Here is a 16,641-nt window from a genome sequence, read left to right as displayed (position 1 = left end):
TCTTGGGGACTCCGCTGGAGCTGTGTCGATGAACTGGCCGAAGAGCAGCGGAGTCCCCAAGATGGGATTGCCACAAGCTCCGCTCTGCAGGGCACCTGAAGGCATCGCTCACTACTGCTGGCAGGGCGCTTTGACTGTGATCCATAACCACCACGCTCGAACCGCCGGCTCGGCGCATGCCGGAACTCAGGCGCCCTTGTTCTTCTCATTCCTCGCCATCGGTTCCCACAGTTCGACCTTGTTGCCTTCCGGATCCATGATCCAGGCGAACTTGCCGTTTTCGTGGGATTCCGGTCCGCTGACGATCTGCACGCCATCGGTGCGGAGTTGTTCGATCAATGCATCGAGATCGTCGACGCGGTAATTGATCATGAGCACCGAATCGCTGGGACTGAACCACTGGCTGTCCTTGTCCGCGACCGTCCACACGGTGAGTCCCTTGTCCTCGGCAGTGTCATCGGGCCAGCGCAGCACCGCGCCGCCCCAGCTTTCCAGCGGCATGCCCAGGTGCTTGTGATACCAGCCGGCCAGCGCGGCGCTGTCGTTCCGGCTCTTGAAGAAGATGCCACCGATTCCGGTAACTTTTGCCACGATTGATCCCTCAGGTGACTGTCATCGCCGTTGTGGCGTTGGGATTTTCTGTTCAGACGTGGCGAACAAGTCAAGCGTTGGTGCGTGGCGTGGCCGCGCGATGCAACGGGGTCGGGATGAAAGGCGTGAGTCCGGATCGGCGCAATCAGTGAGGTGACTCGCGCTTCTTGAGGAATTTATTGAAGGCGTAGAAGAAAATCGACCAGGCGATGACCGCGCCCAACGTCCATCCAATGGGGCTGGGAACAAAGAATCCGTTGAGCTCCTCCCCCAGGCCTGGAACGCCCAGGTTGTTGATCATCCACAGCGGCAGCATCAAGCCGATGAAGAGAATGGCATTCACGCCCGGGACCAAGAGCAAGGCGGCGCCGGCACAGGTGGCCATGGTCGCTCGAAAGCCGGCTTTCACCCGGCGGTCTGTGGGGTGCATTGCATGACTGTCCATAGCCGCTCGTTCATCTGAATTGGCGTTCATTCTGACCCTGGAACGGGGCGACGGATCAATCGAGCGGTCAGGCCGCCGGTGCTAGCGCAGCCAGCAAGCCCTTGGCGGCATTGAACCGGTCTGCCGGATCGGGCAGCGGCAGCTTGATCTTGAGTTTCTCGGGCCCGTCCATGACGTAGATGCGCGGCTGCTTCTGGATCATCTGGATCACGGTCATCGGATCGACCTTGGGCTTGCTGTCGAAGACGATGCGGCCACCGTGTTCGCCCAGTTCCAGCTTGCGGATGCCAAGTTCGTCGGCGGTGAGTTTCAGTTCGGCCGTGGCGAACAGGTATTTCACCGGGTCGGGCAGCAGGCCGAAGCGGTCGATCATCTCCACCTGCAGCTCGCGCAGCTCGTGTACGTCCGGCGCGCTGGAAATGCGCTTGTACAGAGTCAGGCGCGTATGCACGTCCGGCAGGTAATCCTCGGGGATCAGGGCGGGTACGTGCAGGCCGATCTCGGCGCCGCGCGATTCGCCGGCGTCCGCGTCGGGCAGCTGGCCCTTGCGAATCGAGCGCACCGCGCGGTCCAGCAGTTCGGTGTACAGGCTGAAGCCGATCTCGGCCATCTGGCCGCTCTGGTCTTCGCCGAGCAGTTCACCGGCGCCGCGGATCTCCAGGTCGTGGGTGGACAGCATGAAGCCGGCGCCCAGTTCGTCCATGGAGGAAATGGCTTCCAGGCGGCGACGCGCATCGTCGGTCAGCGAGCGCGTTTCCGGCGCGACCAAGTAGGCGTAGGAGCGATGGTGCGAGCGACCGACGCGGCCGCGTAGCTGGTGTAGCTGGGCCAGGCCGAAGCGGTCGGCGCGGTTGATGATGATGGTGTTGGCATTGGGGATGTCGATGCCCGATTCGATGATGGTCGAGCACAGCAGCACGTTGAAGCGCTGCTTCTGGAAGCCCAGCATCACCTGTTCCAGCTCGCGTTCGGGCATCTGGCCGTGGGCCACGCCGATGCGCGCTTCGGGCACCAGGATCTGCAGGTCGCGCTGCATGCGGCCGATGCTTTCCACGTCGTTGTGCAGGAAATAGACCTGGCCGCCGCGCGACAGCTCGCGCTGGAAGGCTTCGCGCAGCAGCGCCTCGTCCCAGACGGTGACGAAGGTCTGCACCGCCATGCGGTTGGCCGGCGGGGTGGCGATGATCGACAGGTCGCGCAGTCCGGCCATGGCCATGTTGAGCGTGCGCGGGATCGGCGTGGCGGTCAGGGTCAGCAGGTGCACGTTGGCACGCAGCGCCTTGAGACCTTCCTTCTGGCGTACGCCGAAGCGCTGTTCCTCGTCGACGATGACCAGGCCCAGGTCCTTGAACTTCACGTCCGGCTGCAGCAGGCGATGAGTGCCGACGATGACGTCCAGCTGGCCTTCGGCGAGCTTGGCCAGTTCGGCCTTGATCTCCTTGGCCGTCTTGAAGCGCGACAGCACTTCCACGCGCAGCGGCCAGTCGGCGAAGCGGTCGCTGAAGTTGCGGAAATGCTGCTCGGCCAGCAGCGTGGTCGGCACCAGTACCGCGACCTGCTTGCCGGAACTGGCCGCGGCGAAGGCGGCGCGCACAGCGACCTCGGTCTTGCCGAAACCAACGTCGCCGCAGACCACGCGGTCCATCGGCTGGCTGCTGGCCAGGTCGCGCAGGACCGAATCGATCGCGTGCAGCTGGTCAGGGGTTTCCTCGAAGGGGAAGGTCGCTGCGAACGGCTCGTACATCGCCCGGTCCACGTCCAGCGCCAGGCCGGCGCGCGCGTGGCGGCGGGCCTGGATTTCCAGCAATTCGGCGGCCACGTCGCGCACTTTTTCCGCGGCGCGGCGCTTGGCCTTGGTCCAGGCTTCGCCACCGAGCGAGTGCAACGGCGCGGTTTCCACCGACGCGCCGGAATAGCGGCTGATCAGGTGCAACTGCGCGACCGGCACGTACAGGCGGTCGCCCTTGGCGTATTCGATCTCGACGTATTCGGCCGGCATGCCGCCGGCTTCCAGGGTCACCAGGCCGCGGTAACGGCCCACGCCGTGGTCTTCGTGGACGATCGGTGCGCCTTCGGACAGTTCGCCCAGGTCGCGGATGATCGCCTCGGGCTCCTTGCCACTGCGACGCCGACGATGCGGCTGGTTGGCGCGCTCGGGGAACAGTTGGCGCTCGGTCAGCACGGCGATGCGCGGGTCTTCCAGCGCGAAGCCGTCTTCCAGCGGGGCCACGGCGATGGCGAACGGCTTGGCCTTGCCGCCGGTCTTGGCCAGGAACGCGCTGAAGTCGGCAACGACCTCCGGTACCAGCCCGGCCGACTGCATGACTTCCATCAGCGCTTCGCGCCGGCCGGCTGAGTCGGAGGCGATCATCACGCCGCCCGGATAGCCGGACAGGAACGACTTCAAGGCTTCGCCGGCCGGTGCGTCGCGCGGCGCCAGCGGCAGCGGCGGCAAGGCGACATCGCCGAGCGGCTTTGACTCTTCGAAACGCGGATGTGCCGGGCCGCACAGCTCGATGCGCGGCAGCGTGTTGAGCACTTCGCGCAGCGGATTGGGCGCCAGGTACAGCTCGTCCGGCGGCAGCACCGGATGTTCGACATCGTGGCGACGCTGTTCGTAGCGCGACTGTGCCTGCAGCCAGAAAGCATCGCTGTTGGCCAGCGCGGGCTCGGCGAGCAGCGGCAACGCCTTGGGGCCGACGTAATCGAACAGCGTCGCCGTCTGCTCGTAGAACAACGGCAGGTAGTACTCGACGCCTGCCGGGGCGATCCCGGATTTCAGGTCCTGGTACAGCGAACTCTTGCGCGTATCCACGTCGAAGCGTTCGCGCAGGATGTTCATCGCCTTTTCGACGCTGCGCGGGTCCAGCGGCACTTCGCGGCCGGGCAGGATGCGGATGGCGTCGGTCTTCTCCAGCGAGCGCTGGGTTTCCGGGTCGAAGGCGCGGATGGTGTCGATGTTCTCGTCGAACAGCTCGATCCGCAGCGGCGCCTTGGCGCCCATCGGGTACACGTCCAGCAGGCCGCCGCGCACAGCGAAGTCGCCCGGGTCCTGCACCTGCGGCACGTTGCGGTAGCTGGCCGCTTCCAGGCGGCGCTTTTCGGCGTCGAAGTCGAGTGTCTGGCCCACCTTGTAGTCGAAGCTGCTGCCGGCCATGCGCGCCACCGGCGGCAGGCGCTGCATCAAGGTCTGCACCGGCACCACCACCACGCCGCGGCCCAGCGTGGGCAGGCGGTTCAGGGCCGACAGGCGCTGGGAAATGATGTCCGGATGTGGGCTGAAACGGTCGTAGGGCAGGGTTTCCCAGTCCGGGAAGGGCAGCACCGGCAGGTCCGGTTCCGGCCCGAGCAGGGTGTGCAGGTCCGACTCGAGCTGGTGCGCGGCCTGGTTGTCGGCGGCGATGGCCAGCAGCGGACCATCATGCGCACGCGCGGCCTGGGCGATATACCAGGCCAGGGCGGTCGGGGACGAAGGAGCGCGCCACCAGGCGCGCGACTGGCCGGCGCGCGGCAGCGGCAGGGAAATGGGGGGCTTGCTCATCAGTCCTGCATTTTAGCTTGCCGCTGGCGGCAGGGGGCTGTGAGCCCGCGCCGGCTTTGGCTCCAGAGGCACGCGTCAGGGTTGGCTCAACCAGCGGGAACCGGCTCGGGATCGCCGGCTTTGTCGGCGGCCGTGTCCAGGTCCAGCACCACGCGGGCAAGACCGGCGGTGTCCTGGCCGGGCAGGATGCGAAAGCCCAGTGACTTCACCAGCTGCAGCATCGGCTGGTTGTCGTCCAGCACTTCGGCGTGCAACTGCTGCAGGTTGCGGCCGCGCGCCCACTTCACCAGCCGTCGCATCAGGTGCCTGCCCACGCCCTGGCCGCCGATGAAGCGGCTGACCAGGATGGCGCATTCGGCATGGCGGGCGCCGGCCGGCACGCGTGCCCTGGCGACCGCACCCACCAGCGCTTCGCCCGGTGGCAGCGGCTCGGCTGCGACCAGTGCAAACTCGGTCCGGGGATCCGGGCTGCACAGGCGTGCGGCTTGTTCCGCGGGAAGTTCGGCCATGGCCGTGAGAAAACGCTGGCGGATCTCGTAAGGCTCCAGCAGCGAAAATGCCCCGCGGATCGGTGCTGCGTCTTCTTGCCGGATGGGACGGATCAGCAGCTCCCGGCCGTCCCGCAGCCGGAATCTCTCATGCCATGGCGGCAGTCGCTTTTGCCCTGTCATGGATTCGATGCTTGCACGGCTGGGGTGAAAGCCGATTTGACATCCGGCTTACACCTCATCGCCGGTGATGGCGGGCCGCGCCTTACTCGGGGCGCTTGAGCCATTCCATGCGGGTCGTGGCGCCGGTCTCGCCCAGCAGTTTCTGCAGGATGGGCAGGGCCGGGGCGATGTCCTGTTCCAGCTGCCATGGCGGATTGACCAGCAGCATGCCGCTGCCTGCCAGGCGCAATGGCGAGTCGTCCGGGCGCACCTGCAGTTCGGCCAGCCAGATCGATTTGGCGGGCAGCGAGGCGGCCTTGCGCAGGAATGGCTGCAGGGTGCGGCGCTGTTTGATCGGATACCAGATGGCCCAGGTAGCGCTCGGCCAGCGGAGCATGCCTTCGCGCACGGCAGCGATGATCTGTGGGTATTCGGCGTCCTGCGCTTCGTACGGTGGATCGATCAGCACCAGTCCGCGACCGAACTTGGTCTCGCCGATCCGCGGTGGCAGCAGCGCCTTGATCGCGGCATATCCATCGCGGTTGTGCACGGCCACGCGGCTGTCGCGGTGGAACAGGTCGCGCAGCGCCGAGGCTTCCTCCGGCTGAAGCTCGCAGGCAGCCAGGCGGTCCTGTTCGCGCAGGTGCTGGGCCACCAGCAGCGGCGAGCCGGGGTAGGCCACCAGCGCACCGACCGGGTTGTGCGACTGCACCGCGCGCAGGTAGCGCTCGATGCTCTCGTGCAGTTTCGGCTGGCCGAACAGCTTGAGCACGCCTTCTTCAGCCTCGGATGTCTTGCGGCTTTCGGGCGACGCCAGCAGGTAGTGGCCGCGGCCGGCATGGGTGTCCAGCACGAAATACGGGCTGTCCTTGCGCGCCATGGCCTCCAGCAGGTTGACCAGCACCATGTGCTTGAGGACATCGGCGTGGTTGCCGGCGTGGAAGGCGTGTCGGTAATTCATGCGCAAAGCATAGAGGTCGCGGCGGGCCGCGGCTATGCTGCGCGCCATGCCCAACGTGCTGGTCGTCGAAGATGAAGCCGCCATTGCCGACGCCGTGCTCTACGCGCTGCGCAGCGAAGGCCTGCAGGCCGAGCACGTGCAACTAGCGCGCGAGGTCGCCCCGCGCGTGCGCGCCGGCGGGGTGGATGTGGTGGTGCTCGATGTTGGGCTGCCCGACGGCAGCGGCTTTGACGTGTGCCGCCAGCTGCGCGGGTTTTCCGAGGTGCCGGTGTTGTTCCTGACCGCGCGCAACGACGAGATCGACCGGGTATTGGGCCTGGAGCTGGGCGCGGATGACTACATGGCCAAGCCGTTCTCGCCCCGCGAGCTGGTTGCGCGGGTCCGCGCTAGGCTGCGTCGCAGTGGCGTGGTGCAGGCGGACGAGCTGCCTGCGACCGGCGGGTTTTCCGTTGATCGCGAAGGCCACCGCATCCGCTTCCGCGACACGGTGCTGGACCTGACCCGCTACGAATACGCGCTGCTGGCCGCGTTGCTGCAGCGCCCCGGCGCCATCCTGAGCCGGGCCCAGCTGATGGACCGTGGCTGGGACCGAGACGCCGACAGCGCCGACCGCACCGTGGACACCCATATCAAGACGCTGCGCGCCAAGCTGCGTGCGGCTGGCGTCGATCCCGATCCGGTGCGCACGCATCGCGGGATCGGCTATTCGCTGGAGCTGTAGGCCGTGCGTATTGGCTTGCGGCTGTTCCTGGGATTCTTCCTGATCACCGGCCTGGCCGCGTTCTTCGTGATGCGGGTGTTCGTCGGTGAGGTCAAACCGGGCGTGCGCCAGGCGATGGAGTCCACGCTGGTCGATACCGCCAACGTGCTGGCGGTGATGGCAGCCGAAGATCTGGCCGCCGGCCACATCAACGGTGGGCGATTCTCCCGCGACATGGAAGCGGCCGCCGATCGCGAGGTAGATGCGCATATCTGGCAGATTCCCAAGAAGCGGGTCGACTACCGGGTCAGCATCACTGATGTGCATGGCGTGGTGGTGTTCGATTCGCGCGGGCGCGATGTGGGGCGCGACAACTCGCGATGGAACGATGTCTACCGCACCCTGCGCGGTGAGTACGGCGCGCGTTCCAGTCCCGAGTCGCCAGACGATGCGGTGCATACGGTGATGCACGTGGCCGCGCCGGTCTACGCACCGGGCGTGACGCCGAAGCAGCTGATCGGCGTGCTGACGCTGTCCCAGCCCAACCGCACCTTCGAGCCGTTCATTGCCGCCAGCCAGAAAAGCATCCTGCAGCGTGGTGGCTGGCTGATCGGGCTATCGGCGCTGATCGGCCTGCTGATCACCTGGTGGCTGGCGCACGGCATCGGTCGGCTCAACCGCTACGCCCAGGCGGTCAGTGCCGGGTTGCCGGTGGCGCCCCCAAAGCCGCGGCGCGACGAGATCGGCGACCTGGGCCAGGCCTTGGAAACGATGCGCCGCAAGCTGGCCGGCAAGGATTACGTCGAGCAGTACGTGCAGTCGCTGACCCATGAGATGAAGAGTCCGCTGGCCGGTATCCGCGGCGCGGCTGAACTCTTGCAGGAGCCGCTGCCGGAGTCCGAGCGCCAGCGCTTCGCGCGCAACATCCTGGACCAGCAGCAGCGCCTGACCGAGACCATCGACAAGCTGTTGGCGCTGGCTGAAGTCGAACAGCACGGTTGGCTGCAGACCCGCGAGCGGGTGGTGCTGTCCGATCTGTTCGCACAGGTGGCCGAAGCGGTGGGTACACGGTTGCGCTCGGCGGAGGTGGCGCTGGAGGTCGACGTTGCCGAAGGCCTGGCGGTACAGGGCGATGGTTTCCTGCTGCGCCAGGCGTTGTCCAACCTGTTGGACAACGCGATCGCGTTTTCGCCGCGTGGCGGGAAGATCTGGTTGTCTGCGGTGGTGGGCGGCGAGCAGTTGAAGATCAGCGTGCGCGATGGTGGGCCGGGTGTGCCGGATTACGCGCTGACACGCGTGTTCGAGCGATTCTATTCATTGGCGGCGCCGACGACGGGACAGCGTGGGACGGGGTTGGGATTGCCGTTCGTGCGGGAAGTCGTGCGGTTGCACGGCGGGAGTGTGTCGCTGGGGAATGTCGAGGGTGGGGCGGTGGCGGTGGTGGTATTACCGCGAGTTTGATCAGTCAGTCCTGATCTGGTCCTTATTTGAGCAAGCTTTCGAGCAAGATCTTTCACGCCGCTGCGCGGCGCGAGCTACTTTTGTGCTTGGCAAAAGTAGCCAAAACCGCCAGCGCCTGACGCGATCCGCCGCTATGCGGCGGTCCCCTGTGCTCCTCGCTGGAACCGGCACGGCGCGGAACTCGCTGCGCTCAGACATCCGCGCCTCTTCGGCCGTTTCCAACTGCGGTGCTCGGCTCGCTTTGAAGGCGCTGAAGATCAAGGGCTGAGCAACCGCAACCGCAACCGCAACCGCAACGGCAAGGGCAAGGGCAAGGGCAAGGGCAGCCGAGCAAGCTCGGCTCTACGGTTCATGTGTCCTGTCAGATGATCGCGATGTCGCTCTTGTAGAGCGGAGCTTGCTCCGCTGCTCTCGGCTCCTGCCTTCAAATCCCTCGGCCCGTAGCGAACCCGCGGAGCGGGCGTGCCGCTCGGGGTGTGCTTTCTTTGGCCTACGTTTCTTTGCACAAGCAAAGAAAGGTAGGTCGTGCCGCGAAGCGGCGCGAAAGCCTCTCACCAAAAAGCGAGCGTCCTGATATTCAAGCCGTCGCCCGAATCACATCCCCCAGTACATTGAAGATCCGGTCAATGTGCTCTTTCTCGATGATCAGCGGCGGCGACAGTGCGATCACATCGCCGGTGACGCGCGTCAGCATCTGCCCATCCTCGAACGCACGACGGAAGACCTCGAAACCACGCGCGCCGGGTGCGCCGTCGCGGGCGGCAAATTCGACTGCGCCGATCAGGCCGAAGTTGCGGATGTCGATGACATTGGGCAGGCCCTTGAGCGAATGCAGGCCCTGCTGCCAATAGTCGCCCAGGTCGATGGCCTTCTCGAACAGGTTCTCCTCGGCATAGGTGTCCAGCGTCGCCAGCGCGGCGGCGCAGGCCAGCGGGTGGCCGGAATAGGTGTAGCCATGGAACAGGTCGATGGCGTTGTCCGGTACGTGGGTGAACGCCTCGAAGATATCCTCGGACACGAACACTGCGCCCATCGGCACGCAGCCGTTGGTGATGCCCTTGGCGGCGGTGATGATGTCCGGCGTGACGCCGAAACGCTGCGAGGCGAAGGCCTTGCCGACCCGGCCGAAGCCGGTGATGACTTCATCGAAGATCAGCACGATGCCGTGCTTGGTGCAGATCTCGCGGATGCGCTTGAGGTAACCCTCAGGTGGAAGGATTACGCCGGCGCTGCCGGAGATCGGCTCGATGATCACCGCGGCAATCGTGGACGGATCGTGCAGGGTGATCACGCGCTCCAGCTCTTCGGCCCATTCGATGCCATGTGGCGGCAGGCCCTGCGAGAAGCCGTTGCGTTCGATGTCCAGCGTATGGCGCAGGTGGTCCACCGATGGCAGGCCAGGCCCGAACCACTTGCGGTTGTTGGGCAGGCCGCCGACCGAGATGCCACCGAAGCCGACGCCGTGATATGCCTTCTCGCGGCCGATCAAACGGGTGCGCTGGCCATCGCCGCGTGCGCGGTGATACGCCAGGGCAATCTTCAACGCCGAGTCGACCGACTCTGAGCCGGAGTTGGTATAGAACACGTGGTTGAGGTTGCCCGGGGTCAGTTCGGCCAGGCGCTCGGCCAGCACGAACGGCAGCGGCGAGGACATCGAGAAGTTGGGTGCGAAATCCAGCGTGCCGATCTGCTGCTTGACCGCCTCGACGATGCGTGGCCGCGCATGGCCGGCGTTGACGCACCACAGGCCGGCGCAGGCGTCGAGGATCTCGCGGCCATCCACGTCCGTGTAGTGCATGCCCGCGGCACTGGCCAGCAGCCGCGGCTTGGCCTTGAACGCCTTGTTGGCGGTGAACGGCATCCAGAACGCATCCATCGAGGCTGGCACCTGGGTGCCCAGTTCGGCGTAATGGGCGGCGTAGCCGGCGTTCAGGGACAGCGAGTCGGCGCTCATGCTCACTCCGGGGGCGGCCCTGGCGGGCGGGTCAGGCTAGCGTATCGCGTTGAAAAAACTTTACAACAAGGGCCTCCGGGAGGCTCAATGCGGCCTCAAGTGTCAAGAATCCGCAACACGGTCGAGGGCCATGAGTCGATGGACATCGGTGCACGCCTGCAACAGGTACGGACGTCCACGCAGCTGAGCCAACGTGAACTGGCCAAGCGCGTGGGGGTGACCAACAGCACCATCTCGCTGATCGAGCAGAACAAGGTCAGCCCGTCGGTGAGTTCGTTGAAGAAGGTGCTGGACGGCATCCCGATCTCGCTGGCCGATTTCTTCACCCTGGACATGGATGCTGGCCCACCCGACAGCCCGTTCTACTCGGCCCAGGAAACGCCGGACGTCGGCAGTAACGGCGTGCATTACTTCCTGGTCGGCCAGCGTGTGACCCAGCGCCAGATGTGCATCCTGCGCGAGGTGATGCCGCCGGGCACCGATACCGGTGACGCAATGCTGGCCCATGCCGGTGAGGAGGGGGGCGTGGTGGTGTCGGGCGAAGTTGAAGTGACCGTCGGCGACCAGGTGCGGGTGCTGCGTGCCGGCGAAGGCTATTACTTCGAAAGCCGGGTGCCACATCGCTTCCGCAATCTCGGCAAGGCTGACGCGGTCATCGTCAGCGCCAATACGCCGGCAACGTTCTAGTGGGCGCTGTGTGGATTCGCCGACCAGACTCGCTTTCGCAGGATCATTGAATACGTCACTTCCCAGTCCGCTCGAGTCAACAGGAACTGCCATGACCGCCACGCTGGAATCCCGCAAGACCCAGGCCGCGGGCCTCACCATCCGCACTCAGGCCTTCATCGACGGCAAGTTCGTCGATGCGGTCAACGGCAACACGTTTGACTGCATCAGCCCCATCGACGGGCGCCTGCTGGGCAAGGTAGCCGATGGCAGCCAGCTGGATATCGACAAGGCCGTGCTGGCGGCGCGGAGCAGCTTCGAGGCTGGACACTGGTCCAACACCACGCCGGTGCATCGCAAGAAGGTGTTGCAGCGCTTCGCCGAACTGGTGACGACGCACACCGATGAACTGGCGCTGCTGGAATCGCTGGACATGGGCAAGCCGGTCGACGATGCACTGGGCTACGACGTGCCCGCGACGGCGCGCTGCCTGGCCTGGACTGGCGAGGCCATCGACAAGGTCTATGGTGAAGTCGCCGCGACCGGGCCGAACGAGCTGGGCATGATCACCCGCGAGCCGCTGGGCGTGGTCGGTGCGATCGTGCCGTGGAATTTCCCGCTGGTGATGGCCACCTGGAAACTGGCGCCGGCGCTGGCGATGGGCAATTCGGTCGTGCTGAAGCCCTCGGAAAAATCGCCGCTGACCGTGCTGCGCCTGGCCGAACTGGCGATGGAGGCGGGCATCCCGGCGGGGGTGTTCAACGTGGTGCCGGGCTTCGGCAAGACCGCCGGCGAACCGCTGGCGCTGCACATGGATGTGGATGGACTGGTGTTCACCGGCTCGACCGCGGTGGGCAAGCGCCTGCTGCAGTGCGCCGGCCTGTCGAACATGAAACGCGCCTACATGGAGTGCGGCGGAAAGAGTCCGAATATCGTGTTCGCCGATGCGCCGGACCTGGACAAGGCCGCGCAGGCAGCGGCCTCGGCGATCTTCTACAACCAGGGCGAGGTGTGCACGGCCGCATCGCGCCTGCTGGTGGAGGAATCGATCCGCGAGGACTTCGTCGCGCGTGTGGTGGACGCCGGCCGGAAGCTGCAACCGCAGCATCCGTTCACGCCTGGTGCGGCGATGGGCGCGATGGTCGATGCCGGCCATGTCGAGCGGGTGATGGGCTTCATCGCCAAGGGCCAGGCTGAAGGTGCGCGCCTGGCACTCGGTGGCAAGCAGGCGCAGGTCGTGGAAGGCGGCTGCTATATCGAACCAACCATCTTCGATGGCGTACAGCACGGGCATACGATCAGCCGCGAGGAGATCTTCGGGCCGGTGCTGTCGGTGATCGGTTTCACCGACGAAGCGCAGGCGTTGAAGTTCGCCAACGACAGCGACTACGGCCTGGCTGCCGCGGTGTGGACAAGGGACATTGCCCGCGCGCATCGCGTGACCCGCAAACTGCGCGCCGGCAGCGTGTGGGTGAACTACTGGGATGGCGGCGACATGACCGCGCCCTTCGGCGGCTACAAGCAGTCAGGCAACGGCCGCGACAAGTCGTTGCACGCCTTCGACAAGTACACCGAGATCAAGGCGACGTGGATCAACCTGAAAGGCTGATCGCGGCCGCTGCTTCAGCCTGGCGAGCTCGATGTCCCAGCGCGCGGATCGCAGCAGCCTAGGGGCGCCCAATGCGTTTCAGAACCGGTAGCCCACGTTCACCATCGTCGTGCGGTCGTCACCCAGGGCTACGGCTGCTGCCAGGCCACCGCTGTAGTAGTAGGTATCGAAGACATTCTTGATGCTCAGCGCGACGTTCCATCGGGGAGTCTCATAGCGCAGGCCGAGGTCGGCGACCACGTAGCCTGGCAGGGTGTAGGTGTAGGCCGGGCGCTCGCCCTCGCCGCGGACGCCGCCGGTGACGGACCAGCGCGACCACGTTGACGGCAGCTGATAGCGCAGGAACGCGGTGGCGCTGTGCCGCGGGACGTTGTTCAGGCCGTCGCCGACGGTCGTTGGATCGGCGCCGCCATCGTTGGTGATCTGCGCATCGATGTAGGCGTAGCCGGCATTGATGCTCAAGCCCGCTCCAAGGTCGGCGGTGATGCCGATCTCGCCGCCCCGGCTGCGTTGCTCGCCCACGGCGATGCTGTAGTCGTCGTTGACCGGATCGGTTTCCAGCACGTTCTGGCGGCGCAGGTCGAACGCCGCGATGGTCAACGAGGAACTCCCGCCAAGCAGGTTGAACTTGATTCCGGCCTCCCATTGCCGGCCCGCTTCGGGATCGAATGTGTTGCCATTTACGTCGGTGCCGGTGTTGGGATAGAACGAGGTGGAATAGCTCAGATAGGGATGGACCATCGGAGTCAGGTCCATCATGACCGCGAGGGAGCCGGTGGTCGCATCGGCTGGATCGCGCTCGCTGACGCCGGTGAGATGGTTGTTGCTGCGGGTGGTGGTGTAGTCGCGACGCAGGCCCGCGCTGATCAGCCAGCGGTCACCGACGTGGATCTGGTCTCGCACATAGAGGCCCAGCATCTCCACGTAGGTGCGGCTGTCGGTGCGAGGCGTATCTGGACAGGTGATCTGGCTGCCGTAGACCGGCGCGAATACATCCAGACTGCCGACCGTGCAGGTGAACGACACCGCGTCCTCGTAAGTGTCGAGGTAGTCCACGCCTGCGGTCACGTCGTGCCGGCTGGTGCCTGCAACAAACGAGCGCCAGGCATGGGTGTCGATCGACAGGGTCCTGCCATCCCAGGCCTGGTCGGTGGCCGTGCGCCGCAGCGTGCGCTGGTCGGTCCCCATGGCGCCATTGGCGACCAGTTGGCCGGTCACAGAGAAATCCTGCACGCGTAGGTTCTGGTTGAGCGTCCATCCACTCTCGAAGCGATGGCTGAAGGCGTAACCGATGCGCGTCTCTCGCGCATGGTACGGGTCCTGCCCGGGTTCGCCCATGAAGGTGTTACGCGGGATCGCGCCGTTGGCGTTGGGCAGGACCGAGCCCACCAGCGGCAAACCCTGCTGGCGGATGTAGTCGCGCTCCTGGAAACTGGACAGCAGAACCAGGTCGGTCTGCTCGCCCAGATCGAGCGATAGCGATGGCGCAATGAAACGGTTGCGAAACCACACATGCGCGGTGGCGTCGTTGCTGTTGGAAACCAGCGCGTTGACGCGAAGCGCGACCTTGCCGTTGGCCGACAGCGGCGTGCCGGCATCCACCGTGCCCTGGACCAGGCCGTGGCTGCCCAGGGTGGTGTCGATACGGCCGAAGGCTTCGGTCCGCGGACGCTTGCTGACCATGTTCACCAACCCGCCGGGCAGCACCAGGCCATACATCAACGAGGCCGGCCCCTTCAGCACTTCGACCTGTTCGTACCCGAACAACTGCTCGGCTACGCGGTTGGACGCGGCCGTGCGCAGGCCATCTACGAACAGGGAATCGGAAGCGACCTGGCCGCGGATGATCAGGTCATCCCAGCCACGACGCCCGAAGGTGTTGCTGACCACGCCCGGCACGTTGTGCAGCGCGTCGGCGAGCGACTGCGCCTGTTGAGCGTCCAGCAGATCGCGCGTGACCACGCTGATCGACGCCGGCTGCTGGTCGGCGGGCAGCGTGGATTTGCCAACCTGCGTTGGGCGTTTGCCATGGAAACCACCGTGGTGTCCCTTCACGCGCACGGTATCCAGGTCGTGCGCTGGGTCGGTTTGGCCTGATGCCACGACTTGAGGGACAGGATCGGCCGCGAGGGCGCCGAAGGAAGGGAAAGTCAGGCACGCGAGCAGGCTCACGCACAGTCGTGAGGGGCGGGGAGACAGCATGGGGGGAGGGGCCTTGATGCGAATAATTCGCATTAATAATAAGCGGCGATGCCTGATTGCTGCAATGCCATGTCCTGGGCATTTCCCGTACCGGCGCATGAATGCGGCTGACGGTGTGCGGAGCGTTACACCGGACCCGTGATCGGGTCCGGTCCATCTGGATGCTGCGGGCTCAGCCCCTGCGCGCCGCTTCGATCTTCGCAACGTCGATCCTGCGCATGGTCATCATCGCCTCGAACACGCGCTTGGCCACGGCCGGGTCCGGGTCGGTGAAGCCTTCGGTCAATGCGCGCGGGGTGATCTGCCAGGACAGGCCCCAGCGATCCTTGCACCAGCCGCAGTCGCTCTCCTGGCCGCCGTTGCCGACGATCGCATCCCATAGCCGGTCGGTTTCGGCCTGGTCATCGGTGGCGATCTGGAACGAGAACGCCTCGCTGTGCTTGAACGCCGCGCCGCCATTCAAGCCGATGCAGGGAATGCCGATGACCGTGAACTCGACGGTCAGCACGTCGCCTTGCTTGCCTGAGGGGAAATCGGAAGGTGCGCGATGCACCGCACCGACGATGCTGTCGGGAAAGGTCCTGGCGTAGAACTCGGCGGCGTCCAGGGCGGTGCCGTCGTACCAGAGGCAGAGGGTGTTCTTGGGGATCACGGGCGTTCTCCTTCGGTTGGGAAAGCCGCCGGCCGCGGACACGAAGGGCGTGGTCGCGGATGACGGGCGGCAAGTGCCATGCCTGCGCTTGTCTATACCCTCGACGCGTCAGTGCGACCGAAATCGACACGCGGGATGGCAGGTCGTCCTTCGGGGGGAATGGTTTCAGTTGAGACCGCTGTCGTGGACTGCAGGACACAGTTTGAAGGTGCGCGATGTTGCGCCGCGGCGCTTAGAATCTGCGCTCTTCTTTCCTGTCACGCCTGATCGCCTTCATGACCACTTCCCACGCCCCCCTGCGCGGCAGCATCGTCGCGCTCGTCACTCCCATGCACGAGGACGGTAGCGTCGATTACGACGCGCTGCGCAAACTCGTGGACTGGCATGTGGCCGAGGGGCACGGACTGCATCGGCGTGGTCGGCACCACCGGCGAGTCGCCGACGGTGGACGTGGAAGAACATTGCGAAATTATCCGGGTGACGGTGCAACAGGCCGCGGGCCGGGTGCCGGTGATGGCCGGCTGCGGCGGCAATTCCACCGCCGAGGCGATCGCGCTGGCGAAGTTCGCGCGGGAAGTGGGCGCCGACAGCCAGCTGCAGGTGGTGCCGTACTACAACAAGCCCGGCCAGGAAGGGCAGTACCGTCATTTCAAGGCGATTGCCGAGGCCACCGGCGAACTTCCGATCGTGCTTTACAACGTGCCCGGCCGGACCGTGGCCGACATGGCGCACGACACCGTGCTGCGCCTGGCGCAGGTGCCGGGCATCGTCGGCATCAAGGAAGCCACCGGCAATATCGAGCGTGCGCAATGGCTGATCCGCGAAGCGCCCGAGGGCTTTTCGATCTATTCCGGCGACGACGGCACGGCCGTGGCGCTGATGCTGGCCGGCGGCCATGGCAACGTCAGCGTCACCGCCAACGTGGCGCCGCGCCTGATGCGCGAGCTGTGCGCGGCGGCGATGGCGGGCGACGTCAAGACCGCCATGGCGATCCAGCTGCGCCTGTTGCCGCTGCACAAGCAGCTGTTCGTCGAAGCCAATCCGATCCCGGTGAAGTGGGCGGTGTCGCGCCTGGGCCATTGCGGCGGCACCCTGCGTCTGCCGATGACCGAGCTGGAGCCATCCAACCAGGCCAAGGTGGAAGCCGCGCTGCGCGAGGCGGGGCTGCTTTCGTAAGGCCACCTCGCAGCGCGCTGCCTTCTGTCGCGG

At 65.7% G+C, this 16,641-nt stretch carries 12 protein-coding genes and 1 pseudogene; 5 read left to right on the top strand and 8 right to left on the bottom strand.

What is annotated here, in order from left to right; translation table 11 throughout:
• Positions 1–186 precede the first annotated feature (186 nt).
• The 5 genes from O8I58_RS04640 to rlmJ form a co-directional block, all read right to left on the bottom strand.
• Positions 187–591 (bottom strand): VOC family protein, encoded by a 405-nt coding sequence (locus O8I58_RS04640; protein WP_298321073.1) that lies wholly within the window; start codon positions 589–591, stop codon positions 187–189.
• 145 nt (positions 592–736) lie between these two features.
• Complete coding sequence (locus O8I58_RS04635; RefSeq protein ID WP_298321072.1) at positions 737–1,036, bottom strand: hypothetical protein; 300 nt, start codon at positions 1,034–1,036, stop codon at positions 737–739.
• Positions 1,037–1,103: 67 nt separating this feature from the next.
• Positions 1,104–4,577 (bottom strand): transcription-repair coupling factor, encoded by a 3,474-nt coding sequence (gene mfd / locus O8I58_RS04630; protein ID WP_298321071.1) that lies wholly within the window; start codon positions 4,575–4,577, stop codon positions 1,104–1,106.
• Between the two features lie 86 nt (positions 4,578–4,663).
• Positions 4,664–5,248 (bottom strand): GNAT family N-acetyltransferase, encoded by a 585-nt coding sequence (locus O8I58_RS04625; RefSeq protein WP_298321070.1) that lies wholly within the window; start codon positions 5,246–5,248, stop codon positions 4,664–4,666.
• 82 nt (positions 5,249–5,330) lie between these two features.
• The gene (gene rlmJ / locus O8I58_RS04620) at positions 5,331–6,188 is read right to left on the bottom strand and encodes a 23S rRNA (adenine(2030)-N(6))-methyltransferase RlmJ (RefSeq protein ID WP_298321069.1); all 858 of its coding nucleotides are present in this window, start codon (positions 6,186–6,188) and stop codon (positions 5,331–5,333) included.
• A 34-nt stretch (positions 6,189–6,222) separates the two neighbouring features.
• Here rlmJ and creB point away from each other — a divergent pair, with 34 nt between their 5' ends.
• Positions 6,223–6,909 (top strand): two-component system response regulator CreB, encoded by a 687-nt coding sequence (creB, locus tag O8I58_RS04615; RefSeq protein WP_298321068.1) that lies wholly within the window; start codon positions 6,223–6,225, stop codon positions 6,907–6,909.
• A 3-nt stretch (positions 6,910–6,912) separates the two neighbouring features.
• Complete coding sequence (creC, locus tag O8I58_RS04610) at positions 6,913–8,349, top strand: two-component system sensor histidine kinase CreC (RefSeq protein ID WP_298321067.1); 1,437 nt, start codon at positions 6,913–6,915, stop codon at positions 8,347–8,349.
• A 577-nt stretch (positions 8,350–8,926) separates the two neighbouring features.
• Here the strand turns inward: creC and O8I58_RS04605 are convergent.
• Positions 8,927–10,225, bottom strand: a complete 1,299-nt coding sequence (locus O8I58_RS04605; RefSeq protein ID WP_298322742.1) for an omega-aminotransferase AptA — start codon at positions 10,223–10,225, stop codon at positions 8,927–8,929.
• A 216-nt stretch (positions 10,226–10,441) separates the two neighbouring features.
• Here O8I58_RS04605 and O8I58_RS04600 point away from each other — a divergent pair, with 216 nt between their 5' ends.
• Positions 10,442–10,990: a type II toxin-antitoxin system RelB family anti-toxin gene (locus O8I58_RS04600; protein WP_298322739.1), complete on the top strand. Its 549-nt coding sequence runs from the start codon at positions 10,442–10,444 to the stop codon at positions 10,988–10,990.
• A gap of 91 nt (positions 10,991–11,081) precedes the next feature.
• Positions 11,082–12,578 (top strand): aldehyde dehydrogenase, encoded by a 1,497-nt coding sequence (locus O8I58_RS04595; protein WP_298321066.1) that lies wholly within the window; start codon positions 11,082–11,084, stop codon positions 12,576–12,578.
• A 78-nt stretch (positions 12,579–12,656) separates the two neighbouring features.
• On the opposite strand, the gene O8I58_RS04590 is transcribed toward O8I58_RS04595, so the two are convergent.
• Positions 12,657–14,633 carry a TonB-dependent siderophore receptor gene (locus O8I58_RS04590; protein WP_298321065.1) on the bottom strand — a complete coding sequence of 659 codons (1,977 nt, stop codon included), beginning with the start codon at positions 14,631–14,633 and terminating at the stop codon, positions 12,657–12,659.
• A gap of 319 nt (positions 14,634–14,952) precedes the next feature.
• On the bottom strand, positions 14,953–15,432 hold the full coding sequence (locus O8I58_RS04585) for a VOC family protein (RefSeq protein ID WP_298321064.1): 480 nt from the start codon (positions 15,430–15,432) through the stop codon (positions 14,953–14,955).
• A 275-nt stretch (positions 15,433–15,707) separates the two neighbouring features.
• On the opposite strand from O8I58_RS04585, the pseudogene dapA reads away from it, so the two are divergent.
• Positions 15,708–16,608 (top strand): annotated as a pseudogene (gene dapA, locus O8I58_RS04580) (4-hydroxy-tetrahydrodipicolinate synthase).
• The last annotated feature ends 33 nt before the right edge of the window (positions 16,609–16,641 follow it).

It is taken from the genome of Pseudoxanthomonas sp., assembly GCF_027498035.1.
GTDB lineage: Bacteria > Pseudomonadota > Gammaproteobacteria > Xanthomonadales > Xanthomonadaceae > Pseudoxanthomonas_A.
The sequence above is the reverse complement of the archived record's forward strand: the minus strand, read 5'-3'. Positions and strand labels throughout refer to the sequence as shown.